This window comes from Streptomyces sp. NPDC033136, from assembly GCF_055578235.1.
This window is the reverse complement of record NZ_JBVIPD010000005.1, coordinates 180,899-206,193: the sequence shown is the minus strand read 5'-3', so window position 1 is coordinate 206,193 and position 25,295 is coordinate 180,899. Positions and strand designations below refer to the sequence as shown.

Annotated in this window: 19 protein-coding genes; 9 read left to right on the top strand and 10 right to left on the bottom strand. The window is 73.0% G+C overall.

Going from position 1 to position 25,295, the window contains the following annotated elements:
- The 3 genes from ACZ5TL_RS11525 to ACZ5TL_RS11515 all read left to right on the top strand — a co-directional run bounded on the left by ACZ5TL_RS11525 (position 1) and on the right by ACZ5TL_RS11515 (position 4,903).
- Complete coding sequence (locus tag ACZ5TL_RS11525; protein ID WP_468589230.1) at positions 1–2,736, top strand: ABC transporter permease; 2,736 nt, start codon at positions 1–3, stop codon at positions 2,734–2,736.
- Positions 2,733–3,701, top strand: a complete 969-nt coding sequence (locus ACZ5TL_RS11520; protein ID WP_468589229.1) for an ABC transporter ATP-binding protein — start codon at positions 2,733–2,735, stop codon at positions 3,699–3,701. Before ACZ5TL_RS11525 ends, ACZ5TL_RS11520 begins: the two co-directional genes overlap by 4 nt.
- A 299-nt stretch (positions 3,702–4,000) precedes the next feature.
- Positions 4,001–4,903, top strand: coding sequence for a chitosanase (locus tag ACZ5TL_RS11515; RefSeq protein ID WP_468589228.1), 903 nt, complete (start codon positions 4,001–4,003; stop codon positions 4,901–4,903).
- Positions 4,904–5,089: 186 nt separating this feature from the next.
- Here ACZ5TL_RS11515 and ACZ5TL_RS11510 read toward each other — a convergent pair whose 3' ends face one another.
- The 3 genes from ACZ5TL_RS11510 to ACZ5TL_RS11500 form a co-directional block, all read right to left on the bottom strand.
- Positions 5,090–6,553, bottom strand: coding sequence for a glutamate synthase subunit beta (locus ACZ5TL_RS11510; RefSeq protein ID WP_468589226.1), 1,464 nt, complete (start codon positions 6,551–6,553; stop codon positions 5,090–5,092).
- Positions 6,546–11,177 (bottom strand): glutamate synthase large subunit, encoded by a 4,632-nt coding sequence (gene gltB, locus ACZ5TL_RS11505; RefSeq protein ID WP_468589224.1) that lies wholly within the window; start codon positions 11,175–11,177, stop codon positions 6,546–6,548. The genes ACZ5TL_RS11510 and gltB overlap by 8 nt, the downstream gene beginning before the upstream one ends.
- A 381-nt stretch (positions 11,178–11,558) precedes the next feature.
- Entirely contained in the window at positions 11,559–12,290 is a 732-nt protein-coding gene (locus ACZ5TL_RS11500) for a VIT1/CCC1 transporter family protein (RefSeq protein ID WP_468589223.1), read from the bottom strand.
- A 214-nt stretch (positions 12,291–12,504) separates the two neighbouring features.
- Between ACZ5TL_RS11500 and ACZ5TL_RS11495 the strand changes: the two genes are divergently transcribed.
- Genes ACZ5TL_RS11495 through ACZ5TL_RS11470 form a run of 6 tightly spaced genes read left to right on the top strand, consistent with a single transcriptional unit; the run spans position 12,505 to position 19,338 of the window.
- The gene (locus ACZ5TL_RS11495; RefSeq protein ID WP_468589222.1) at positions 12,505–13,584 is read left to right on the top strand and encodes an ADP-ribosylglycohydrolase family protein; all 1,080 of its coding nucleotides are present in this window, start codon (positions 12,505–12,507) and stop codon (positions 13,582–13,584) included.
- The gene (locus tag ACZ5TL_RS11490; RefSeq protein WP_468589221.1) at positions 13,581–14,801 is read left to right on the top strand and encodes an ADP-ribosylglycohydrolase family protein; all 1,221 of its coding nucleotides are present in this window, start codon (positions 13,581–13,583) and stop codon (positions 14,799–14,801) included. The genes ACZ5TL_RS11495 and ACZ5TL_RS11490 overlap by 4 nt, the downstream gene beginning before the upstream one ends.
- Positions 14,802–14,808: 7 nt before the next feature.
- Positions 14,809–15,978, top strand: a complete 1,170-nt coding sequence (locus tag ACZ5TL_RS11485) for an ADP-ribosylglycohydrolase family protein (RefSeq protein ID WP_468589220.1) — start codon at positions 14,809–14,811, stop codon at positions 15,976–15,978.
- The gene (locus ACZ5TL_RS11480) at positions 15,966–17,330 is read left to right on the top strand and encodes an ADP-ribosylglycohydrolase family protein (RefSeq protein WP_468589219.1); all 1,365 of its coding nucleotides are present in this window, start codon (positions 15,966–15,968) and stop codon (positions 17,328–17,330) included. Before ACZ5TL_RS11485 ends, ACZ5TL_RS11480 begins: the two co-directional genes overlap by 13 nt.
- The gene (locus ACZ5TL_RS11475) at positions 17,327–18,526 is read left to right on the top strand and encodes a CaiB/BaiF CoA transferase family protein (protein WP_468589218.1); all 1,200 of its coding nucleotides are present in this window, start codon (positions 17,327–17,329) and stop codon (positions 18,524–18,526) included. The genes ACZ5TL_RS11480 and ACZ5TL_RS11475 overlap by 4 nt, the downstream gene beginning before the upstream one ends.
- Positions 18,523–19,338, top strand: a complete 816-nt coding sequence (locus tag ACZ5TL_RS11470) for an HpcH/HpaI aldolase/citrate lyase family protein (RefSeq protein WP_468589217.1) — start codon at positions 18,523–18,525, stop codon at positions 19,336–19,338. Before ACZ5TL_RS11475 ends, ACZ5TL_RS11470 begins: the two co-directional genes overlap by 4 nt.
- A 66-nt stretch (positions 19,339–19,404) precedes the next feature.
- On the opposite strand, the gene lgt is transcribed toward ACZ5TL_RS11470, so the two are convergent.
- From lgt to ACZ5TL_RS11435, 7 genes are all read right to left on the bottom strand, one after another.
- Entirely contained in the window at positions 19,405–20,436 is a 1,032-nt protein-coding gene (lgt, locus tag ACZ5TL_RS11465; RefSeq protein ID WP_468589216.1) for a prolipoprotein diacylglyceryl transferase, read from the bottom strand.
- A gap of 84 nt (positions 20,437–20,520) precedes the next feature.
- The gene (locus tag ACZ5TL_RS11460) at positions 20,521–21,297 is read right to left on the bottom strand and encodes a DsbA family protein (protein WP_468589215.1); all 777 of its coding nucleotides are present in this window, start codon (positions 21,295–21,297) and stop codon (positions 20,521–20,523) included.
- Positions 21,298–21,383: 86 nt separating this feature from the next.
- On the bottom strand, positions 21,384–22,220 hold the full coding sequence (trpA, locus tag ACZ5TL_RS11455) for a tryptophan synthase subunit alpha (RefSeq protein ID WP_468589214.1): 837 nt from the start codon (positions 22,218–22,220) through the stop codon (positions 21,384–21,386).
- Positions 22,217–23,503 carry a tryptophan synthase subunit beta gene (trpB, locus tag ACZ5TL_RS11450; protein WP_468589213.1) on the bottom strand — a complete coding sequence of 429 codons (1,287 nt, stop codon included), beginning with the start codon at positions 23,501–23,503 and terminating at the stop codon, positions 22,217–22,219. The genes trpA and trpB overlap by 4 nt, the downstream gene beginning before the upstream one ends.
- 56 nt (positions 23,504–23,559) lie before the next feature.
- Complete coding sequence (gene trpM / locus ACZ5TL_RS11445) at positions 23,560–23,778, bottom strand: tryptophan biosynthesis modulator TrpM (RefSeq protein WP_468589211.1); 219 nt, start codon at positions 23,776–23,778, stop codon at positions 23,560–23,562.
- Between the two features lie 21 nt (positions 23,779–23,799).
- Positions 23,800–24,609: an indole-3-glycerol phosphate synthase TrpC gene (gene trpC / locus ACZ5TL_RS11440; RefSeq protein WP_468589209.1), complete on the bottom strand. Its 810-nt coding sequence runs from the start codon at positions 24,607–24,609 to the stop codon at positions 23,800–23,802.
- Positions 24,610–24,748: 139 nt separating this feature from the next.
- Positions 24,749–25,183, bottom strand: coding sequence for a DUF2752 domain-containing protein (locus tag ACZ5TL_RS11435; protein WP_468589208.1), 435 nt, complete (start codon positions 25,181–25,183; stop codon positions 24,749–24,751).
- Positions 25,184–25,295: the final 112 nt, after the last annotated feature.

Sequence of the window (25,295 nt, the reverse complement as noted above, 5' to 3'; positions counted from 1 at the left end):
ATGCCGCCGAACGCACAGGACGCGCCCTGGGTGCGGACCCGGCTGCGGACCGCGCCGGTGTCCACCGTCGTCTTCGGTGTGCTGGTGCTGGTCACGGCGTTCCTCGCGGCCGTCCTGCCCCGGGCCGTCGAGGCGTACGGGACGGACGGGCTGCGCGCGGCCGTCGCCGAAGCCTCTCCCGAGTCCACCGTGCTGGAGCTGAAGGCGCCGCCGCCCGGTCTCGAACAGCCGGACCAGGCCCGTGCGGACGCGGTGCGGCCAGAGGCGCTCGCGGCGGTCGACGGCACGGCGCGGGCGCTGCTGCCCCGGCCGCTGCGGGCGGATCCTGCCCAGTCGGCGTACGGGGTGCGGACCGGGAGGAGCCTGGAAGCGCAGGACCCGTCCCTGCCGCGGCCCGACGGGCTGCCGCCCCGGTTCACCCTGCTCGCGCAGTCGGGAGTGGCCGGCCACGCCACGGTGCGGGAAGGCCGGCTGCCCACCGCGGGCACGCCGGTGACCGTGGACACCAGGGTGGTGGAAGGCGCCGTGACCACCGAGACCGCCCGCACGCTGCGTCTGCGGGCCGGCTCCACGCTCACGCTGGCCGGCTTCCTGGACGGACCGCTGACCGTACGGATCACCGGCATCCTCCAGCCCCGGCATCCGCAGCGGAGCTACTGGGCCGCGGAACCGGTCCTGCGCAGCCCGGCCCTGACCTCCACCAGCAGCCGTCCGCCGATGCTCTACTGGGAGGCGGGCGTCCTGCTGGCGCCGGGGGCCGCACCGGCGCTGCTCGGCGGCCAGGGCGAGCCGGAGAAGTACTGGCGGTTCGCGCCCGCGACCGGGCGGCTCACCGCGGGGGACAGCTCGGAGATCGTCGACGCGGTCGCGTCCGTCGAGGACGGGCCGGGGCTGGTACGGATGCGCGGGGCCGCCGGTCCCACGGCGCAGCTGTCCACCGGCCTGGAGCAGGTCGTCGGCTCCTACACGAAGACCCGGGACGCGATCACGCCCGTGGTCGCGGTCGCGGCCTTCGGGATCGCCGCGGTCGCCGTCGTCGTCCTGGTCATGAGCGGTGCTCTGGCCGCCGCCCGCCGCGACGCCGAAGTCGCCCTGCTGCGGGCCCGGGGCGGCTCCCTGCGCGGTATCGCCGGGCGGCTGCTGGCCGAGACCGCGGTGCCGGCGGTGCCCGCGGCGGCCTGCGGTCTGCTGCTCGCCGTGCTCGTCGTGGACGGGGGCCAGCCGCTGCCCGCCGTACTCGGGGCGGGCGCCGTGGCGCTGCTCGCCTGTGCCGTGCTGCCGGTGCGCGCGGTCGTGGCGCATCGCAGGCCGCGGGCGCACCGGGAGCGCGACGACCTCGCCCACGCCGGGCCCGGCGGGCGCCGCACGGTCGCCGAACTGACCGTGCTGGTGCTGGCCGTCGGCTCGGTGGCGGCGCTGCGCCGCCGCGGGACGGACGGGGCCGGCGATCTGCTGGTGAGCGCCGCCCCGGTGCTCGTCGGGCTGGTCGCCGCGCTGGTCCTCGTACGGTTGTCCCCGCTGCCCCTGCGGTGGGCCGCCGGCCCGGCCGGGCGGCTGCGCGGCGTGGTCGGGTTCCTGTCACTGGCCCGCGCGGGCCGCTCACCGGCCGCGGTCGCCACACTGCCCCTGCTCGCCCTGCTGACGGCCCTGACGACGGCCGCGTTCGGGGGGTCCGTGCTGGCGGGCGTGGCGGACGCCCGGGACCGGGCCGCGCTGCTGGAGACGGGCGCGGACGTGCGGATGGAAACCACCGACGGCACCGCGCTCCCGGCGGGGCTGGCACGGGCGGTACGGGACGTGGGGGGCGTACGGCAGGTCACGGCCGTGGGATTCGAGTTCGCCGCGGAGCGCGCGGACGACGAGAGGCGGTCGCTGACCGTGGTCGGTGTCGAGCCGGGGACCTACGCGGAGTTGGCCCGGCAGATGGGTCTCGGGGGCTTCGCGGCCGACCGGTTGGGGGCCGGGGGCGGGGTGCTGGACGCCGTCGCCTCCCCCGGCGTCGCCGAGCGGCTCGGGCGGGCGCCGCGCCGGATCGTGACGGACGGCGGAGCGGTCACGGTGCGGATCACCGCCGTGCGCCCCCGCACCCCGGCCGTCCCCGAGGGCGACTTCCTGCTGGTCGACGCTGCGGGCCTGCGGGGCTCCGGCGGTCCCTCGACGCTGCTGGCGTCCGGTGCCGGGCTCGACGCGCAGGCGCTGCGGGCTGCCGTGCGCGGCGCCGGGCCGGACCTCTCCGTGACACTGCGCGGCGAGGTACGCGCGGCGCTGTCCGACTCTCCGTTGCAGGCGGGCGCCGAACGGATCTACGGCTGGGCCGTCCTCGCGGGAGCGGGCTACGCCGTGCTCGCCCTGGTGCTCGACCTGCTGCGGACCGCGCCGGAACGGGCGGCGCTGGTGGCCCGGCTGCGCACCCTGGGTCTGACGTCCCGCCAGGGGCGCCATCTGCTCGGCTTGGAGGCGCTGCCCCTGGCGGTGCTCGCGGCCGGCGGGGGCATGGCTGTCGGCTGGGCCACGGTACGGCTGCTCGCCCCCGGCATCGATCTGGACCAGCTCGCCCTGGCCGGCGCGTCCGGTGTCACGGCGCCGCGGGGTGCCGCGCTGCGGGCCGACCTGTGGTCACTGACCCTGCCGGCCGCGGGCGCGGTGCTGCTGGCGGGGGCGGCCGCCGTCGCGCAGGCCTGGTGGGCGGGACGCCGTTCACCCCTCACTCACCTCAGGGCAGGAGACTTGCGATGAGCGGTACGACGGAGTCGCTCGCGGAGCTGGAGCGGCGGGCGGCGCGGCACCGCGACCGGCCCGCGTACGGGCATGACGCCCTGATCGCCTGCGACCGGCTGGTGCGGATCTTCGCGAAGCGCGGTGGTGGGGACGCCGTGGAGGTGCAGGCGCTCCAGGGGCTCGATCTCCTGGTGCGGGAGGGCGAGTTGATGGCCTTGGTGGGGGCGTCCGGCAGCGGCAAGTCGACGTTGATGAACATCCTCGCGGGCCTGGACGCCCCCACCGCGGGCACCGCGAGGGTCGCGGGCCGTGATCTGCTGGCGATGGACGCGAAGGGGCGGTTGCGGTACCGGCGTGAGGTGGTCGGATTTGTCTGGCAGCAGACGGCACGCAATCTGCTGCCCTACCTGACGGCGGCCCAGAACGTCGACCTGCCCATACGGCTGGCGGGCGGCTCGCGTGGGAAACGGGCCGGACGGGCGGACGACCTGCTGTCCCTGCTCGGCGTCGCCGACTGCCGGGACCGGCGTCCGCAGCAGATGTCCGGCGGTCAGCAGCAGCGCGTCGCGATCGCCGTCGCCCTGGCCAACTCCCCCGCCGTACTGCTCGCCGACGAGCCGACCGGCGAGCTGGACTCGGCGACCGGGCAGCAGGTCTTCGCGGCGTTCCGCCGGGTCAACGAGGAGCTGGGCACGACCGTCGTCGTCGTCACGCACGACCAGGCGGTAGCCGGCGAGGTCCGCCGCACGGTCGCGATCCGCGACGGCCGTACCTCGACGGAGGTGCTGCGCCGCACGGAGGTCGACGAGGCGGGCGAGGAGGCCCTGGTGGCCCGTGAGTACGCGATGCTCGACCGCGCGGGCCGCCTCCAGCTGCCGGCCGAGTACACGAGAGCACTGGGCATGCGGGACCGGGTGCTGCTGGGGCTGGAGGAGGACCACATTCAGGTGCGGCCGGACAGGAACGGGAGCGGGAGCGGCTGAGGACATGCGAGCGCCGGCGGGGTGGCTGGGCCAAGGGAGGTCACCGGCGCGGGAGCGGGCTCCTGGACCTTGCTCAGACTGATCGCGGCCATGCGTGTTCCCCTGGGGTCACCGGACGCGATGCCGAAAGTACGCCCCATGCGACCTGCCGGTGGACGTGTGCGGACGCTGGCGTACGCTTACGCGCCCCTGGACCGGCGCCGCGCGCCGGTGCGGGCGGGGGCGTGTGCCGGCCGCTGGTGCTCCAGGCGGCCGGGACGGCGGGGAACGTGAGGGAGCTGACAGGCAGGGTGATCCCAGTGAATCGTGCTGGTGTGGCGTTCTTCGTCGCCGTTCCCGTGGTCGCCACGGCGGCCTACTTCCTCGTACCCGCGGATTCCGCCGAGCCCACGGCGAAGCCCGCCGTGTCCGCCGCCCAGGCGGCCCGGGACGAGGCCAAGGACCGGGCCGAGAAGGAGCGGGCGGAGGACGACAAGGTGATCGCCGGGCTGCCCGCGGGCCTGGCCGCCCCGGAGAAGAAGGAACTGGCGCAGCAGATCGTGGCGAGCGCCCACCAGTCGACACTGAACTGGCGCGCCCTCTACGGCTCGATCGAGGACCTGGAGGACGGGCGGGGCTACACCGCCGGGATCGCCGGCTTCTGCACCGGCACCCACGACCTGCTCGCCCTTGTCGAGCGCTACACCGAAACCCACCCGGACAACGGCCTGGCCCGCTACCTGCCGGCCCTGCGCGAGGTCGACGGCACGGACTCCCACGAGGGCCTGGACCCCGGCTTCACCGCGGCCTGGAAGGCGGAGGCGAAGCTCCCGGCCTTCCGCAGGGCCCAGGACGAGCACCGTGACCGTGTCTCCTTCGACCCGGCGGTCCGCCTCGCCAAGCTGGACGGCCTGGGCACGCTCGGCCAGTTCGTCTACTACGACGCTCTGATCTTCCACGGTCCCGACTCCGGCCCCGAGGGCTTCTACGGCGTGCGCGAACGCACGCTGCGCGTGGCGGACACGCCGGCCGAGGGCGGCAGTGAGAAGGCGTACCTGGACGCCTTCCTCGACGTCCGCCGCACCGCCATGGCCACCGAGCGCCCCGGCGCGGACACGAGCCGCGTCGACACCGCCCAGCGCCGCTTCCTGAACGAGGGCAACCTGCGTCTGGAGACGCCGCTGGAGTGGGCCGTCTACGGGGACACGTACAAGGTGCCATGACCAGGACCCGTACAGGGTGTCGTCGTACCGGGGGAAAACGGCGGCGCCTGCCCGTTCGTCCGGTCGGGGACAAGGGGGCAGGCGCCGTCTCGGGGGGTCTGGGAGGGGAGCCCTCTCAGATATCCCGCCCGTACGCCTTTGTACGGGTTGTCTGTGCGTGACCGTCAGGTCAGTTCGTCACCGGGCTCAGACCATCAGCGCGCGGTCCGTCGGGCCGATCGGCGCCGGCAGCTCGCTGTTGCCCGTGAGGTGGCGGTCCACACCGCGCGCCGCCGAGCGGCCCTCCGCGATCGCCCAGACGATGAGTGACTGGCCGCGGCCCGCGTCCCCGGCGACGAACACGCCCGGCACGTTGGTCTGGAAGTCGGCGTCGCGGGCGATGTTGCCGCGCTCGTCGAGCTCCAGGCCGAACTGGTCCACGAGGCCGTTGTCGCGGTCGGTGCCCGTGAAGCCCATGGCCAGCGTGACCAGCTGGGCGGGGATCTTGCGCTCGGTGCCCGGCTTCGGGGTCAGCCTGCCGTCGATGAACTCCACCTCGGTGAGGTGCAGCCACTGGACGTTGCCCTCCTCGTCGCCCTCGAAGTGGGTCGTCGAGACCGCGTAGACGCGCTCGCCGCCCTCCTCGTGGGCCGAGGTGACCTTGTAGAGCATGGGGAAGGTCGGCCAGGGCTGGCTGATCGGGTGCCGCTCCTCGCCCGGGCGGGGCATGATCTCCAGCTGCGTGACGGAGGCCGCGCCCTGGCGGTGGGCGGTGCCCACGCAGTCCGCGCCGGTGTCACCGCCGCCGATGACCACGACGTGCTTGCCCTCGGCGGAGATCGGAGTGGTGACGTAGTCGCCCTCCTGCACCTTGTTGGCCAGCGGCAGGTACTCCATGGCCTGGTAGATGCCCTTGAGTTCGCGGCCCGGCACCGGCAGGTCGCGGGCCGTGGTCGCGCCGACGGCCAGGACGACCGCGTCGTAGCGCTTCTTCAGGTCCGTGGCCTTCAGGTCGCGGCCGATCTCGACGCCCGTGCGGAAGCGGGTGCCCTCCGCGCGCATCTGCTCGATGCGGCGGTTGATGTGCCGCTTCTCCATCTTGAACTCGGGGATGCCGTAGCGGAGGAGGCCTCCGACGCGGTCCGCGCGCTCGTAGACGGCGACGGTGTGGCCGGCGCGGGTCAGTTGCTGGGCGGCGGCGAGGCCCGCCGGGCCCGAGCCGACGACCGCGACGGTCTTGCCGGACAGGCGCTCCGGGATCTGCGGGGCGACGTCCCCGGTCTCCCACGCCTTGTCGATGATCGAGACCTCGACGTTCTTGATGGTGACCGGCGGCTGGTTGATGCCGAGCACACACGCGGCCTCACACGGAGCGGGGCACAGACGGCCCGTGAACTCCGGGAAGTTGTTGGTCGCGTGCAGCCGCTCCGAGGCGGCGGCCCAGTCCTCGCGGTAGGCGTAGTCGTTCCACTCGGGGATCAGGTTCCCCAGCGGGCAGCCGTTGTGGCAGAACGGGATGCCGCAGTCCATGCAGCGGCTGGCCTGCTTGCTGATGATGGGCAGCAGGGAGCCGGGGACGTAGACCTCGTTCCAGTCCTTGACGCGCTCCTCGACGGGGCGGGACCTGGCGACCTCGCGGCCGTGGTTCAGAAAGCCCTTCGGGTCAGCCATTGATCGCCGCCTCCATCATCTTCTCGTGGGTCTCGGTCTCGGAGAGACCGGCTCGCTCGGCGGCGTCCTTGGCGGCGAGCACTGCCTGGTACGTGCTGGGGATGATCTTGCTGAAGCGCTCGACGGCTGTGTCCCACTCGGCCAGGAGCTTCTCGGCGACGGTCGAGCCCGTCTCCTCCTGGTGGCGGCGGACCACGTCGTGCAGCCACTGCTTGTCGGTGTCGTCCAGCGCCTGAACGGCGTCCAGGTTGCCGACATTGACGTTGTCCCGGTCGAGGTCGATCACGTAGGCGATACCGCCGGACATGCCGGCCGCGAAGTTGCGGCCCGTCTCGCCGAGGACCACCGCGTGGCCTCCGGTCATGTACTCGCAGCCGTGGTCGCCCACGCCCTCGGAGACGACCGTCGCGCCGGAGTTGCGGACGCAGAAGCGTTCGCCGACCTTGCCCCGCAGGAATATCTCGCCGCCGGTGGCGCCGTAGCCGATGGTGTTGCCGGCGATGACGCTGAACTCGGCGAGGTGGTCGGCCGCGCGGTCCGGGCGGACGACGATCCGGCCGCCGGAGAGGCCCTTGCCGACGTAGTCGTTGGCGTCGCCCTCCAGGCGCAGCGTGACACCGCGCGGCACGAACGCGCCGAAGGACTGGCCGGCGGAGCCGGTGAAGGTGATGTCGATGGTGTCGTCGGGCAGACCCGCGCCACCGAACTTCTTCGTCACCTCGTGGCCGAGCATGGTGCCGACCGTGCGGTTGATGTTGCGGATGGCGACCTGGGCGCGCACCGGGTGGGCGTCGTTGGCGCCGGCGGCGGCGAGCGCGTCGGCGGCGAGCTTGATGAGCTCGTTGTCGAGCGCCTTCTCCAGGCCGTGGTCCTGCGCGATCAGCTGGTGGCGCACCGCGCCCTCGGGCAGCTCGGGCACGTGGAACAGTGGTGCCAGGTCCAGGCCCTGCGCCTTCCAGTGGTCGACGGCGCGGGTGACGTCGAGGGTCTCGGCGTGACCGACGGCCTCCTCGAGGGAGCGGAAGCCCAGCTCGGCGAGGATCTCGCGGACCTCTTCGGCGATGTACTGGAAGAAGTTCACGACGTACTCGGCCTTGCCGTTGTACCGCTCGCGCAGGACCGGGTTCTGCGTGGCGATGCCGACCGGGCAGGTGTCCAGGTGGCAGACGCGCATCATGACGCAGCCGGAGACGACGAGCGGCGCGGTCGCGAAACCGAACTCCTCGGCGCCGAGCAGCGCGGCGATGACCACGTCACGGCCGGTCTTCAGCTGGCCGTCGGTCTGCACGACGATGCGGTCGCGCAGGCCGTTGAGCAGCAGCGTCTGCTGGGTCTCGGCGAGGCCGAGCTCCCAGGGGCCGCCGGCGTGCTTCAGCGAGGTGAGCGGCGAGGCGCCCGTACCGCCGTCGTGGCCGGAGATGAGCACGACGTCCGCGTGCGCCTTGGAGACACCCGCGGCGACCGTGCCGACGCCGACCTCGGAGACCAGCTTGACGTGAATCCGCGCCTGCGGGTTCGCGTTCTTCAGGTCGTGGATCAGCTGGGCCAGGTCCTCGATGGAGTAGATGTCGTGGTGCGGGGGCGGCGAGATGAGCCCGACGCCCGGCGTCGAGTGACGCGTCTTGGCGACCCACGGGTAGACCTTGTGGCCGGGCAGCTGGCCGCCCTCGCCGGGCTTGGCGCCCTGGGCCATCTTGATCTGGATGTCGTCGGAGTTGACCAGGTACTCGGAGGTCACACCGAAGCGGCCGGAGGCGACCTGCTTGATGGACGACCGGCGGGCCGGGTCGTACAGGCGCTCCGGGTCCTCGCCGCCCTCACCGGTGTTGGACTTGCCGCCCAGCTGGTTCATGGCGATGGCGAGGGTCTCGTGCGCCTCCTGGGAGATGGAGCCGTACGACATGGCGCCCGTCGAGAACCGCTTGACGATCTCGGAGACCGGCTCGACCTCGTCGATGGAGATCGGCTGGCGGTCCGACTTGAAGCCGAAGAGCCCGCGGAGCGTCATCAGCCGCTCGGACTGCTCGTTCACGCGCTCGGTGTACTTCTTGAAGATGTCGTAGCGGCCGGAGCGCGTGGAGTGCTGGAGGCGGAAGACCGTCTCCGGGTCGAACAGGTGCGGCTCGCCCTCGCGGCGCCACTGGTACTCGCCGCCTATGTCCAGCGCGCGGTGCGCCGGGGCGATGCCGGAGGCCGGGTAGGCCTTGGCGTGGCGGGCGGCGACCTCCTTGGCGATGACGTCGATGCCGACGCCGCCGATCTTGGTGGCCGTGCCGTTGAAGTACTTCCCGACGAAGGTCTCGTCGAGGCCGACGGCCTCGAAGACCTGGGCGCCGCGGTAGGAGGCGACGGTCGAGATGCCCATCTTGGACATGACCTTCAGCACGCCCTTGCCGAGGGCGTAGATGAGGTTGCGGATGGCCTGCTCGGGCTCGATGCCCGGCAGGAAGGTGCCGGCGCGGACCAGGTCCTCGACGGACTCCATCGCCAGGTACGGGTTGACGGCGGCGGCGCCGTAGCCGATGAGCAGGGCGACGTGGTGGACCTCGCGGACGTCCCCGGCCTCGACCAGCAGGCCCACCTGGGTGCGCTGCTTGGTGCGGATGAGGTGGTGGTGGACGGCCGCGGTGAGCAGCAGCGACGGGATCGGCGCGTGCTCGGCGTCCGAGTGGCGGTCCGAGAGGACGATCAGCCGGGCGCCGTTGCCGATGGCGGCGTCGGCCTCGGCGCAGATCTCCTCGATGCGCGCGGCCAGCGCGTCACCGCCGCCGTGCACCCGGTACAGGCCGGACAGCGTCGCGGCCTTGAAGCCGGGCATGTCGCCGTCGGCGTTGATGTGGATGAGCTTGGCCAGCTCGTCGTTGTCGATGACCGGGAAGGGCAGCAGGACGCTGCGGCAGGACGCGGCCGACGGCTCCAGCAGGTTGCCCTGCGGGCCCAGCGACGAGCGCAGGGAGGTGACCAGCTCCTCGCGGATGGCGTCCAGCGGAGGGTTGGTGACCTGCGCGAACAGCTGGGTGAAGTAGTCGAACAGCAGCCGCGGGCGGTCGGAGAGCGCGGCGATGGGCGAGTCGGTGCCCATGGAGCCGATCGGCTCGGCACCGGCCTTGGCCATCGGCGCGAGGATGACGCGCAGCTCCTCCTCGGTGTAGCCGAAGGTCTGCTGGCGGCGGGTGACCGAGGCGTGGGTGTGCACGATGTGCTCGCGCTCGGGCAGGTCGGACAGCTCGATCTCGCCGGCCTCGACCCACTCGGCGTAGGGGTGCTCGGCGGCGAGCTGCGCCTTGATCTCGTCGTCCTCGATGATGCGGTGCTCGGCGGTGTCCACGAGGAACATGCGGCCGGGCTGGAGGCGGCCCTTGCGGACGACCTTGGCCGGGTCGATGTCCAGGACGCCGACCTCGGAGCCGAGGACGACGAGGCCGTCGTCGGTGACCCAGTAGCGGCCGGGGCGCAGGCCGTTGCGGTCGAGGACCGCGCCGACCTGGGTGCCGTCGGTGAAGGTGACACAGGCCGGGCCGTCCCAGGGCTCCATCATCGTGGAGTGGAACTGGTAGAAGGCGCGCCGGGTCGGGTCCATGGAGTCGTGGTTCTCCCACGCCTCCGGGATCATCATCAGCACGGAGTGCGGCAGCGAACGGCCGCCCAGGTGCAGCAGTTCCAGGACCTCGTCGAAGGAGGCGGAGTCGGAGGCGTCCGGCGTGCAGACCGGGAAGATCCGCTCGATGGCCTTGTCGTCGGAGCCGCTGTGTCCATGGTCGGCAGAGCCGAACAAGTCCGAGACGAGCTGCGACTCGCGGGCCACCATCCAGTTGCGGTTGCCCTTGACGGTGTTGATCTCACCGTTGTGCGCGACGAAGCGGTAGGGGTGTGCCAGCGGCCACGACGGGAACGTGTTCGTGGAGAACCGGGAGTGCACGAGCGCGACCGCGGAGGCGAAGCGGCGGTCGGACAGGTCCGGGAAGAAAGGCTCGAGCTGGCCGGTGGTCAGCATGCCCTTGTAGACGATGGTCCGCGCGGACAGTGACGGGAAGTACACGCCGGCCTCGCGCTCGGCGCGCTTGCGCAGCACGAAGGCCTTGCGGTCGAGGTCGATGCCCGTCGCGGGCACGGCCGCGCCGTCGCTGACGAAGATCTGACGGAAGACCGGCATGGTCGACCGGGCGGTGGCACCCAGCAGTTGGGGAGCGACCGGCACCTCGCGCCAGCCGAGGACGGTCAGGCCCTCGTCGGACGCGATCGCCTCGATCTGTGAGACGGCCTCGTCGGCGGCGTCTTCCGGCAGGAAGGCGATGCCGACCGCGTATCCGCCGGCCGCGGGCAGCTCGAATCCGGCCACGTCACGGAAGAAGGCGTCCGGGACCTGCGACAGGATGCCGGCGCCGTCGCCGGAGTCCGGCTCGGAGCCGGTGGCCCCGCGGTGTTCGAGGTTGCGCAGAACGGTCAGAGCCTGCTCGACCAGGGTGTGGGACGCCTCGCCGGTGAGGGTGGCGACGAAGCCGACGCCGCAGGCGTCGTGCTCGTTGCGGGGGTCGTACATACCCTGCGCAGCAGGGCGAGCATCCATGAAGGACCAGTTCTGGCCATTCGCGGAGTGCTGGGACGGCTGGCGCGGCGTACGCATCGGCTCTCCCGTCGTCGTCATCTGGCATATGCATGGCGCCGAGGGACGACGTTGGCCCTCGCGTGGTCGCAAAATTTCGTGCAGGTTACATGATGGAGCGGTTCTCGGGAAGCGGGATAATTCGTTCCATCATGCGGACACTGCGGGTTCGCGGCGGGGGTACCGCACCAGCAGTGGAAGCCATGGAGGGGCCGCACGGAACGATCGGGTCAGATCGATGTCCGTCGGCCCGGGGGCGGGACGGGCGCCTTCGCCCACCTCGCCGTGGTGCGCGGCGGGCGTCATTGCCCGCAGCGCTTACGGCTCATGCCCCGTGGTCGCACGGTCGAAACCAGCAAGTAACGGCTACTTATGCGGTCCCTTGTATAGGTCCGAGCCGAGCTATCCTACGGCCGTTCCGAACAAGGTGCCCAGGGCGTACGTCACACCGGCCGCCGCGCCACCCAGGAGCAGCTGCCGCAGTCCGCTGTACCACCAGGTGCGCGCCGTCACCTTGGCCACGACCGCACCGCACAGGAAGAGCCCCAGCAGCGCCAGCAGCACGGCCGGCCACATACTGCTCGCCCCCAGCAGGTACGGCAGGACGGGAACCAGCGCGCCCAGCGCGAAGGAGCCGAAGCTCGACACCGCGGCGACGGTGGGCGAGGGCAGATCGCCGGGGTCGATGCCGAGTTCCTCCCGGGCATGGATCTCCAGCGCCTGCTCGGGATCCTTGGACAGCTGCCGGGCGACATCCCGGGCCAGCCGCGGCTCGACGCCTCTCGACTCGTAGAGCGCGGCGAGCTCGGCCTCTTCGTCCTTCGGGTGCTTGCGCAGCTGGTGCCGCTCCACGTCCAGCTCGGCCTCGACGAGCTCGCGCTGGGAGGCCACCGAGGTGTACTCGCCGGCGGCCATGGAGAAGGCGCCGGCGGCCAGGCCCGCGAGTCCGCTGAGGACGACGGCGTGCTGCCCGGCCGACCCGCCCGCCACACCGGTCATCAGGGCGAGGTTGGAGACGAGGCCGTCCATCGCGCCGAACACCGCGGGACGCAGCCAGCCGCCGTTCACGTCCCGGTGGGTGTGGTTGTCCCGGTGCGCCCCGTGCAGTGTCGCCTCGGTCTCGATGATGGCCATGGAAGACCCCCGCTCCCCTTCTTTGGACAACTTCCAGATTTTTACAACACATAAACTACGCTCTGGATCCGCCCTCCGCCAGCAAGGAAAGGCTGCGCTAACCTGCGGCTTTACCCTTCCGTGCTCACTTGATGGCCAGCCCGCGCAGATGTCGACCGGGTGATGCTGAGGCTCGTGAGGCTCGGGGCAGCCACCCCGGTGGGACACATGCCGTATGGCATCGACCGCCTGCATCCCCTCCGTCCCGGCGCCCGGGGACGCCGCCGCGTTCCGCGCCCGGGCACGGGGCGCGTTGCTGGGCCTGGCCGTCGGCGACGCCCTCGGAGCCCCCGCGGAGAACCTGAAGCCCTCCGAGATCCGCGCCCGCTGGGGCCGGATCACCGGCTACGTGGCCGAGAACCCGGCGGGCACCGACGACACCGAGTACGCGATCTTCTCCGGCCTCCTCCTGGCCCGGCACGGCTCCGCCCTCGCCCCGGCCCACGTGGAAGCGGCCTGGCACGAGCTGATCGCCGACCGTGACGAGGGCCCCTTCCGGGGCGCCGGCTTCAGCGAACGCGGCACCCTGGAGAACCTGCGCCGGGGCCTGGCCGCCCCCATCTCCGCCCAGCACCGGCACGCCTGGAGCGACGGTCTGGCCATGCGCGCGGCCCCCTTCGGCGTGTTCGCCGCCGGCCGCCCGGCCGAGGCGGCCCGGCTGGTCGCGATCGACGGCTCGGTGAGCCATGACGGCGAGGGCATCTACGGCGGTCAGGCGGTGGCGGCGGGCGTCGCCGCGGCGATGGCGGGTGCCCCGGCGATCGCCGTCGTGGCCGCGGCCCTCGCGGTCGTCCCCGACGACTCCTGGACGGCCCGCTGCCTGCGCCGCGCCGTGGCGGTGGCCCATCGCGGCGAACGCGCGGTCCGCTCCGCGGTCGTCATCGGCGGCTACCCCTGGACCGACCTGGCCCCCGAGGCGGTCGCCCTCGCCTTCGGCGCGTACGCGGCGGCCGACGGCGACTTCGAGCAGTCGGTCCTGACGGCGGTGAACATGGGCCGCGACGCGGACACGACGGCGGCGGTGGCGGGGGCGCTGGCGGGTGCGACGCGGGGGGTGCCGGCGATCCCGGCGGCATGGGCGGCGGCCATCACCCCGGCCCGCGGGTCATGCCTCCCGGCGATGGCGGGCTACCACGTCCTGGACGTGGCGGACCTGCTGACACCGGCGGACGGCGACGCCCGGCCCGCCACCGCCGGGCCCCCGGCCCTCACGGACTTCGTCCTCGCGGCGGGCGACGGGACAGAGCCCTCATGACGACCGAGGCAGCGGCAGCCGCCGACGGCGTGGATGCCCCACGGGAGACCAGGACCCCTCGGGTGACAGTGACGGGCGGTGCTCCGGGCGGTGCTCGGGTGGGAGACAAGAGGGCCGAAGGCCTCCTGCTCGGACTGGCCGCGGGCGACGCCGCCGGCTGGCCCGCCGCCCGCCACAGAGCCGCCCGCATGCCCGACTGGACCCGCCGCCTCACCCGCGAACTGGACACCTTCGCCGAGGACAACGCGACCACCACCCTCCCCGTCCCCATCGCCCTGAACCAGTCCCCCGAGCCCCTCCGCCTGGGCCCCTCCGACGACGCGGAATGGGCGGCATTCGCCGCCGAGGCCCTCCTGCGCGCCGGTGACGACGGCGTCCTGGGCGACCTCAGCCGGGAACGCCGCGCCCGGGCCGCGATCGACCTCACCTGGAACGCCGTCGCGAGCGAGGTGGCGGCCGCGGCGGACCGCGCCCCCGAGATCGAGTCCGCGGTCCTGCCCCTGCGCGCCCGCATCTCCGTCCGGGCCGGCCTCGGCAACCTCGCCACCGGCCTGCGCCCGCCCGCCACCGGCCACGACAACCCGCACTACTTCGACGACGCCGCCTGCGTACGCGCCTGCGTCCTGGCCGTGGCCCACCCCGGCGACCCCCGGCGCGCGGCCGACCTCGCCGAGTTCGACGCCCGCTACACCCAGGACGGCGACGGCGTCCACGGCGCCCGCGCGATGGCGGCGGCGCTCGCCCTCGCCCTGGCCGGCGCGCACGTCGACGCCTGCGTCACGGCGGCCCTCGCCGAACTCCCCGAGGAGACGGAGATCGGCCGCAACGCCCGCCACGCCCTCAAGCTCGCCGCCGACGCGGACGGCGTCTTCGCCCTGGTCCCGCCCCTGGAACACCAGATCGTCGACCACGTCTACAGCTACGGCATCGCCGCCGCCGAGACGGTCCCGGTCGCCCTCGCCCTGGCCACCGCCGCCCGCGGCCGCATCGCGGAGGCGATCCCGGCCGCGGCCTGCCTGTCCCGCGTCGCGGACTCCGCCCCGGCCCTGACGGGCGCCCTGACCGGCGCCCTCGGCGGCGGCGCGTCGATCCCGGCCTCCTGGCGGGAGACCTGCCGCACCCTCTCCGGCTGCGTCCTGCCCCGCCTGACCGGCACGGACCTCGTGGAACTCGCCGAACTCCTGGAAGCCGCACAACCGGCCCGCCCGGGTGGATGATGCGCCCATGCAGCCCAAACCACACCAAAACACCCCGCTGGACGAGCGGATCACCGGAGCCCTGGTCGGAGCCGCCGTCGGCGACGCCCTCGGCGGACCGGTCGAGGGCTACTCGCCCGAGCAGATCCTGGAACGCCACGGCGGCCGCGTCCACGGCATCGTCGGCCCCTGGCACGGCGACGACTGGCGCACGGCCCGCCCCCTCGCCCCGTACCACAAGGGCGACGGCCACGTCACCGACGACACCTTGATGACCCACGCCCTGATCCGCGTCTACGCCCGGGTCCGCGACCACCTCGACGCCTACGCGATCGCCGGCCACCTGGTCCCCGACCTGATGACCGAGCCCCGCTGGATCCCGGAACTGGAGACCGAGGCACTGCCCCTGCACCGCCTCTTCCTGGCGGAGAAATGGCTGGTGACGAGGATCCACTACGGCCACGCCGACCCGCGCGAGGCCGGCACCGGCAACATCGTCAACTGCGGCGCGGCGATGTACATCCCCCCGGTCGGCCTGGTCAACGCGGCCAACCCGCAGGGGGCCTACGCCGAGGCACTCGACATCGCCGGCGCGCACCAGTCCTCGTACGGCCGTGAGGCGGCGGGCGTCCTGGCCGCGGCGGTGGCGGCGGCCTGCACCCCCGGAGCGACCCCGGACTCGATCGTCTCGACGTGCCTGTCCCTCGCGAAGGACGGGACCCGGACGGCGATCGAGCGGGTCTGCGAGGAGGCGTCCCGCCACACGGACTTCGAGTCGGCACTGGGCTCCCTGCGCGAGACGGTCGCCCCCTACGACACCGTGGGCCCCGACTACCGCGCCCCGTCCCTGGGCGCCCGCCGCCCCTCCCGCCTGCACGCGATCGAGGAACTCCCCGTCGCCCTGGGCATGTTGCTCGTGGCGCGGGGCGACTACCGCCACGCGGTGCTCGGCGCGGTGAACTACGGCCGCGACTGCGACTCCATCGCCACCATGGCGGGCGCCCTGGCAGGCGCCCTCGGCTCCCCGGTCCCGGAGGACTGGGCCAAGACCGTGGCGGAGGCCAGCCGCCTGGACCTCTGGGAACCGGCCGCCACCCTCACCACCGTGACACGCGAGATCTTCACCCGCGACGTGGCCCGCCGCCGCACCCATGAACACGCCTTCACGTCCCTCGGGGGCCAGGAATGCTCCGACTGACCTGGGTCCAGCCGGAGGACCTGATCGGCCACGAACTGCGCCAGGCGTCCCAGGACGGCCGCGAGCCGAAGGCGATCGCAGCCCGCTGGCGCGCGGCAGGCGGCCGGGCCGCCCCCCTCGCGGCAGGCGCGTCCCCCACCCCCGTCTCCCGCTACCTGCGTCAGCTGGCGGAAGACCTCCTGGACGAACTGGCCGACCTGCCGAGCGCGTTGGCGGACGACGAACCCACGCACCTCGACAGGATCAGGTCCTCCTGCCCCGAGTGGCCACCGCCGCGGGCGAGCGCCCCGGCCCCCACGCCGCAGCGCCTGGAAGCCGCCTGGCTCGGCCGCGCCGTCGGCTGCCTCCTGGGCAAACCGGTCGAGAAACTCCCCCTGCAGGCCATCCGCCGACTGGCCGGGTCCACCGGCAACTGGCCCCTGACCACCTGGTTCACCGCCCGGGGCGTACCCGCTGAACTCCTGGCCGCACATCCCTGGAACCGCCGCTCGGCCACCACTTCCCTGGCCGAGAACATCGACGGCATGCCCGAGGACGACGACCTCGACTACCCGCTCCTCAACCTCGTCCTCCTCCAACGCCACGGCATGTCCTTCACCACCACGGACGTGGCCCGCACCTGGCTGGACGAACTCCCCGCCGGCCGCACGTTCACCGCCGAACGCGTCGCCTACCGCAACCTCCTCACCGGCCTGGAACCCCCGCACACCGCCCGCCACCGCAACCCGTTCCGCGAATGGATCGGCGCCCTGATCCGCGCCGACGTCCACGGCTGGACCAACCCCGGCGACCCGTCCGCCGCCGCCGAACAGGCCCACCGGGACGCCGTTCTCACCCACACCGCCAACGGTGTCTACGCGGCGATGTTCGCGGCGGCCACCATCGCCACGGCCGCGACCGGCGAGCACGACGTCCACACCTGCCTGCGCACCGGCCTCACGGTCGTGCCCCCACGCTCCCGCCTCGCCCGAGCCGTCCGCCACGCCATCCGACTTGCCCGGGGACACGACGACTTCGACACGGTGGTCGACGAACTGCACGCCACCCACGCCGCCACCCACCACTGGGTGCACGCCGTCCCCAACACCGCCCTGATCGCCGCCGCCCTCACCCACGCGGACGGCGACTTCACCGGCTCCATCTGCCGCGCGGTGAGCGGCGGTTGGGACACCGACTCAGGCGGCGCCACAGCCGGCGGCATCGCCGGCCTGCTGGCCGGACACCCCGCGGCACTCCCCGACCGCTGGACGGCCCCGCTGAAGAACCGGCTGTCCACGTCCATCGGTGACTTCAACGGCATCGGCTTCGACACCCTCGCCCACCTCACCCACCGGGAGACCCACCGCTCATGACCCCGCCCATGACCGCGCCCCTCACCGGCCTCCGCGTCCTCGACCTCGCGACCCTCTTCGCCGGCCCGATGGCCGCCACCCTGCTCGGCGACTTCGGCGCGGAGGTCGTCAAGGTCGAGCACCCGTCGAAGCCAGACCCCTCCCGCGGCCACGGCCCGTCGAAGGACGGCGTGGGTCTGTGGTGGAAGATGCTCGGCCGCAACAAGCGCACCATCACCCTCGACCTGTCGAAGCCCGGCGGCCGCACCACCCTCCTGCGCCTCGCCGCCGGCGCCGACGTGATCATCGAGAACTTCCGCCCCGGCACCCTGGAGAAGTGGGACCTGGGCTGGCCGGAGCTGTCGGCCGCCAACCCCCGTCTGGTCCTGGCCCGCGTCACCGGCTTCGGCCAGTTCGGCCCCTCCGCGCACCGCCCCGGCTTCGGCACCCTCGCGGAGGCGATGAGCGGCTTCGCCGCGATCACCGGTGAACCCGACGCGCCCCCGACCCTCCCACCGTTCGGCCTGGCCGACTCCATCGCGGGCCTCACCACGGCGTACGCGGTGATGACGGCCCTCGCCGCCCGGGACAGGACCGGCGAGGGCCAGGTCGTCGACCTGGCTCTGATCGAGCCCATCCTGGCCGCCCTCGGCCCCCAGCCCCTCTGGTACGACCAGCTCGGCCACGTCCAGCCCCGCACCGGCAACCGCTCCCCCAACAACGCACCGCGCGGCGTCTACCGCACCGCGGACGGCACCTGGGTCGCCGTCTCCACCTCGGCCCAGTCGGTCGCGGAACGCGTGATGCGCCTGGTTGGCCGCCCGGAACTGATCGACGAGCCCTGGTTCGCCACCGGCGCCGACCGGGCCCGCCACGCCGACGTCCTGGACGAGGCGGTCGGCGGCTGGATCGCCGAGCGCACCCGGACCGACGTGATGGCCGCGTTCGAGAAGGCGGAGGCGGCGGTGGCCCCGGTCCAGGACATCCGGGACGTGATGACGGACCCGCAGTACCAGGCCCTGGACACCATCACCACCGTCGACGACCCGGAGCTGGGCCCCCTGCGCATGCAGAACGTCCTCTTCCGCCTCTCCGCCACGCCCGGCGCGATCCGCTGGGCCGGCCGCCCGCACGGTGCCGACACCGACGAGGTCCTCACCGAACTGGGCCTGTCCCCGGCCGACCTCACGGCGCTGCGCACGGCGGGCGCCCTGTGACGGCACACCCGCTCACCTGGCTCTACGCCCCGGGCGACCGCCCCCGCGTGGTGGCGAAGGCACTCGCCTCCGGCGCCGACACCGTCGTGATCGACCTGGAGGACGCGGTCGCCCCCGACCGCAAGACTTACGCCCGTGCCGCCACCGCCGACCTGCTCGAAGACCCGCCGCCCGTCCCGGTCCACGTCCGCGTCAACGCCCTGGACAGCCCCTGGGGCGAACAGGACATCGCGGCGGTGGTCCGGGCCCCCGGCCTCTCCGGCCTCCGCCTGCCCAAGATCAGCTCGCCCGCGCAGGTCACGCACGTCGCACGCCGCGCCGCCCGGGCCGGCCTGTACGCCCTCCTGGAGACGGCCCTCGCCGTGGAACAGGCGTACGCCATCGCCGGCGCCCATCCGAACCTGCGCGGCATCGCGCTCGGTGAGGCCGACCTGCGGGCCGACCTGGGGGCATCCGACGACTCGGGCCTCGACTGGCCCCGCTCCCGGGTGATCGTGGCGGCCCGGGCCGCCGGCCTGCCCCCACCGCCCCAGTCGGTCCACCCGGACACCCGCGACCTGGAGGGCCTGGCCGCCTCCTGCGCTCACGGCCGCGCCCTGGGGTTCTTCGGCCGCGCCGCGATCCACCCCCGCCAGCTCCCGGTGATCGTACGGGCCTACCGGCCCACCGAGGAGGAGATCGAGCAGGCGGAGGCGGTCCTCAAGGCGGCCGCCACCGAGCCGGGCGCCCAGGCCCTGCCGGACGGCCGTTTCATCGACGCGGCGGTGGTGACGGCGGCCCAGCGCACCCTTGCTCTGTCCCGCCTCCGCTGACACCCCCCACACGCACCGAGGGCGCCCGGATAGCTCCGGGCGCCCTCGGTGTCGTACGGAGGATCGTCAGGTCTTCTTCGCCGAGCCGGCCTCGTTCTTGGCCTCCTCGGCGTCGCCGGCCTTCACGGCGTCGCCGGCCTTCGCGGCGTCGCCGGCCTTCGCGGCGTCGCCGTCCTTCGCGGCGTCGCCGTCCTTCGCGGCCTTGCCGTCCTCGCCCTCGGCGTCGCCGTCCTCGCGCTCGCCGTCGGCCTCGCCGTCCGCGTCGCCGGCCGGACCGCCGGAGGCTCCCGGCTCCACGACTTCCTCCCGGCCGGGCCGCTTCTTCGACGACACCACCAGGTACGCCACGGCGAGCAGGAACACCAGGATCGCGGTCCAGACGTTCAGCCGGAGGCCCAGGATGTGGTGGGCGTCGTCGACGCGCATGTACTCGATCCACGCCCGGCCCGAGCAGTACGCGGCGACGTACAGCGCGAACGCCCGTCCGTGTCCGAGCCGGAAGCGGCGGTCCGCCCAGATGACCAGGAACGCGACACCGACGCACCACAGCGACTCGTACAGGAACGTCGGGTGGTACGTGCCCGGCACCCGCCCGTCCGCCGACGAGGTGATCTCCAGGGCCCACGGCAGGTCGGTGGGCTTGCCGTACAGCTCCTGGTTGAACCAGTTGCCCCAGCGGCCGATCGCCTGGGCGAGGGCGATGCCCGGCGCGACGGCGTCGGCGTACGCGGGGATCGGGATGCCCCGGCGCCGGCAGCCGATCCACGCGCCCAGCGCGCCGAACGCGATCGCGCCCCAGATGCCGAGACCGCCCTCCCAGATCTTGAAGGCGTCCACCCAGTCACGGCCCTCGCTGAAGTACAGCTGGTAGTCCGTGATCACGTGGTAGAGCCGGCCGCCGACGAGGCCGAAGGGCACGGCCCAGACAGCGATGTCGGCCACCGTGCCGGCCCGCCCGCCCCGGGCGATCCAGCGCTTGTTGCCGAGCCAGACGGCAACGAAGACGCCGATGATGATGCAGAACGCGTAGCCGCGCAGCGGAACGGGGCCGAGGTACAGCACCCCGCGCGACGGGCTGGGAATGAAGGCAAGTTCCATGGCAAGGTCGACGCTACCGTGCCGGACCGGGGCCGCGGCAGGCAGCCCGGCTACGGGTCCATAACGGGGGCGTGAGAATCTCCTTTACCCCTTGTTCGCCTCCTGCACCATCTGCTTCAGCTTGGCCGGGGTCATCGTCCGGTCCTGGTAGATGTTCTTGCCGTCGAACAGCACGGTCGGCGTGCCCGAGAAGCCGCCCTTGTCGAAGGCCTCGTGGGACTTGGCGACCCACGCGTTGTGCGTGCCGTCCTCAACGCACCTGCGGAAGGCGGGGGTGTCCAGGCCGTCGACCTTGCCGGCCAGTTCGATCAGCTTGTCGGTGCCGGCATAGGCGTCGTCGACCTCCGGGGGCTGGTTGTCGAAGAGCACGTCATGGTACGCGGGGAACTTCCCGGCGTCCTGGGCGCAGGCGGCGGCGTTGGCCGCGTTACGGGAGCCGCTGCCGCCCATGTTGCCGTCGATGAGGGTGACCAGGTGGTACTCGGTCCTCAACTGACCCGCGTTCGTCAGCTCGTGGATCACCGGACGGTACGCCGTTTCGAAGGACTTGCAGGCCGGGCAGCGGAAGTCCTCCCACACCGTGAGCGTGGACTTGGCGCTGTCCTTGCCGACCGGGATCGCGAGGCCGTCCTTGCCCTGGGCTCCCGAGGGGGCCACGACCGGGCCCGAGGCCTCGCTGTCGTCGTCCTTGCCGGCGTTGGCCGCGACGACGCCGATCACCGCCGCGAGTCCCAGGACGGCGACGACGGCCCCGCCCACGATCAGCGTACGCCGGCGCTTGTCCGCGGACTTCTGCTTCTCGCGCTCGGCCGCCAGCTTCTCCCGGGCGGTGCGCTTTCCCTCAGGGTTCTTCTCGCTCACATCCCGGAAACGAACCGGGGAGACGCACCGCGCCTCCCCGGTCCCAGGTCCACCCGTACGAGGGACCTGTATGACTTCCGGCTTTCCTACGCCTGTCCGCGCACGCCCTTGGCGAGGTCGCCCGCGAGCGCGCGCACGGCCTCGACACCGGCCGCGTCGTCCGGGGCGTCCAGCATCGCCTTGACGAAGGCCGAGCCGACGATCACGCCGTCGGCGAAGCCCGCGACCTCGGCGGCCTGGGTGGGATTGGAGACGCCGAGCCCGACGCAGACCGGCAGGTCCGTGCCGGTGGCCCGGGTCCGTTCCACCAGGTCCTGGGCCTGCGAGCTGACGGTGGCGCGGGTGCCGGTGACGCCCATGAGGGAGGCGGCGTAGACGAAGCCGCTGCCGGCCGCGGTGATCTGCGCGAGCCGTTCGTCCTTGCTGCTGGGGGCGACGACGAAGACGGTGGCGAGGCCGTGCTTCTCCGCGTGCTCCCTCCACAGCGCCGACTCCTGCACGGGCAGGTCGGGGAGGATGCACCCGGCGCCGCCCGCCTCGGCGAGCTCGGCGGTGAACCGCTCGACGCCGTAGCGGTCGATGGGGTTCCAGTACGTCATGACGAGGACGGGCTTGCCGGTGGCCGCGTGGGCCTCGCGGACCGTGCGCATCACGTCGGCGATCTTCACGCCGCCGCGCAGGGCGATGTCGTCGGCGGTCTGGATGACGGGGCCGTCGAGGACGGGGTCGCTGTGCGGCAGACCGACCTCGACGACGTCGGCGCCGCCGTCCAGGGCGGCCTTGATCGCCTCGATGCCGCCGTCCACGGTCGGGAACCCGGCCGGGAGGTAGGCGATGAGCGCGGAACGCCCCTCGGACCTGGCCGCGGCGAGGGTGTCGCTCAACAGCTGGCCCCTCTGACTGTTCAAAGCAGCGCCGCTCACTTGGCGTCCCCCTCGATCTCGGCGGTGTCGGTGTCCGCGTCGGCGGCGACCTCGGCGTCGGTGTCGTAGAGGCCGAAGTAGCGTGCGGCGGTGTCCATGTCCTTGTCGCCGCGGCCGGACAGGTTGACCACGATCAGCCCGTCCTTGCCCAGCTCCTTGCCGACCTCCAGGACGCCGGCCAGCGCGTGGGCGCTCTCGATGGCCGGGATGATGCCCTCGGTGCGGGACAGCAGGCGCAGGGCCCGCATCGCCGCGTCGTCGGTGACCGCGCGGTACTCGCCGCGGCCGGAGTCCTTGAGGTAGGAGTGCTCGGGGCCGATGCCCGGGTAGTCCAGCCCGGCCGAGATCGAGTACGGCTCGGTGATCTGGCCCTCGTCGTCCTGGAGGACGTAGGAGCGCGAGCCATGCAGGATGCCGGGCTCGCCGGCGGTGAGGGTGGCCGCGTGCTCGCCGGTCTCGACGCCGTGCCCGGCGGGTTCGCAGCCGATGAGGCGGACGGACTCGTCCGGGATGAAGGCGTGGAACAGGCCGATGGCGTTGGATCCGCCGCCGACGCAGGCGACGGCCGCGTCGGGCAGGCGCCCGGCGCGCTCCAGGAGCTGGCGGCGGGTCTCGACGCCGATGACCCGGTGGAAGTCGCGGACCATGGCCGGGAAGGGATGGGGTCCGGCGACGGTCCCGAAGAGGTAGTGGGTGTGGTCGACGTTGGCGACCCAGTCGCGGAACGCCTCGTTGATGGCGTCCTTCAGCGTGCGGCTGCCGGACTTCACGGCGATGACCTCGGCGCCGAGCATGCGCATGCGGGCGACGTTGAGGGCCTGGCGCTGGGTGTCGATCTCGCCCATGTAGATCGTGCACTCGAGACCGAAGAGGGCACAGGCGGTGGCGGTGGCGACGCCGTGCTGGCCGGCGCCCGTCTCGGCGATGACGCGGGTCTTGCCCATGCGCTTGGTGAGCAGGGCCTGGCCGAGGACGTTGTTGATCTTGTGGGAGCCGGTGTGGTTCAGGTCCTCACGCTTGAGGAAGACCCGGGCGCCTCCGGCGTGCTCGGCGAAGCGGGGCACCTCGGTGAGCGCCGAGGGGCGGCCGGTGTAGTTGGCCAGGAGGTCGTCGAGTTCCCGGGCGAACTCCGGGTCGTGCTTGGCCTTGTCGTACTCGACGGCCACCTCGTCGACCGCGGCGACGAGGGCCTCCGGGATGAACTTGCCGCCGAACGCCCCGAAGTAGCCTTCGGGGCTGGGGGTATGACCCTCGGGGTCGGGGATGAAGAACTGGCTGGGCATGCGGAAACCTCACGGTGAGTGTGTGAATGCACTGATCGCCGTGGGGGCGGGGATGGTCACTTGGCTGCGGGCCCGTTGTGGCTTGTCGCGCAGTCCCCGCGCCCCTGAAGGAAGGGGCGCTGCCATCGCATGCCGTTGACCTGGCCGGGCTCGTCACCGATGACGTAGCGGACGCGGCGGCCGTGTACCCGGCGGGCCGGGGCGCGGCAGCCGCGGGGTCGGCAGCCGCGCGCGAGGCGGGCGTACCGGTCCACGGTCGTCATGGGGAGAGTCATCGGTCCAAGCCTAGCGGGAGGTCAGCTCCGGCCGTGCCGGAGGGCGGGGTGTTCTCCCGCCGCCACCAGGTCCGAGACCGCCGTCCTGGGGTCCTTGCCGGTGACGAGGGACTCGCCCACCAGGACCGCGTCCGCGCCGGCGTTGGCGTAGGCGATGAGGTCGTGCGGGCCGCGGACGCCGGACTCGGCGATCTTGATGATGTGGTCCGGGATCTCGGGTGCCACACGCTCGAAGGTGCCGCGGTCGACCTCGAGGGTCCTGAGGTTGCGGGCGTTGACACCGATCACGCGGGCGCCCGCGTCGACCGCGCGCTCGACCTCGTCCTCGTCGTGCACCTCGACGAGCGGCGTGAGCCCGATGGACTCGGCGCGCTCGATGAGGGACTCCAGCGCGGGCTGCTCGAGGGCCGCGACGATCAGCAGGACGACGTCGGCGCCGTAGGCGCGGGCCTCCCACAGTTGGTACGACGTGACGACGAAGTCCTTGCGCAGGACCGGGATGTCCACGCGGGAGCGGACCGCCTCCAGGTCGGCGAGCGAGCCGCCGAAGCGGCGCTGTTCGGTGAGGACGGAGATGACGGCCGCGCCGCCCGCCTCGTAGTCCGCGGCGAGTCCGGCGGGGTCGGCGATCGCGGCCAGCGCGCCCTTGGACGGGCTGGAACGCTTGACCTCGCAGATGACCTTCACGCCGTCGCCGCGCAGTGCGGCCGCGCCGTCCTTGGCGGCGGGAGCCTTCGCCGCGCGCTCCTTGAGCTCGTCGAGGCTGACGCGCGCCTGCCGCTCCGCGAGGTCGGCACGGACTCCGTCGATGATCTCGTCGAGCACACTCACGCGAGCGGCCCCCTTCCAGACTCTTGACAGTTCCAGCGACCGATCGAAAACCGATGGTCACTGCGATGGTATCCGCAGCGAGGCGTAGGCCTCACATCCGGTTGACGCCGGTCCCACTACCTGGACATTCGCCAGTTGATCAAGGGTGGAGCCAGCCACCGAAGGGCAAGTTCCGGACAACCGAGAAGACCAGCAGCACAGCACCGAGGCTCCACACCAGCCCCGGGCGGGGATCGATCCGCAGCGGGCGCCCGCGCACGGCGTGGACCACCCACACGGTCCACAGCACGGCGAAGGCCAGATAGCCGAGGACGGCGAGCGCGTTGGCCTGCAGCGCCGCCGGGAGGTCGCCGTGGACGAACGCGTGGGCGCTGCGCAGGCCGCCGCAGCCCGGGCAGTACAGACCCGTGGAGAGCAGCAGCGGGCAGGCGGGGTAGTGGCCGGGTTCGTTGGGGTCGACCGCGCCCACGTAGACGAAGGCGGCGGCGACGGCAGCGAGCATCCCGGCGGGGACGGCCAGGCGTCCCCGGACGCTCTGCGTCACCCTGCGGCTGTCGGCGTTCACGGTATGCATTGTGCCCCGGACGCGGGGGGGGGGGGGGGGGGGAGGAAACCCCCCCCCCCCCCCCCCCCCCCCCCCCCCCCCCTCTCCCCCCCCCCCCCCCCCCCCCCCCCCCCCCCCCCAC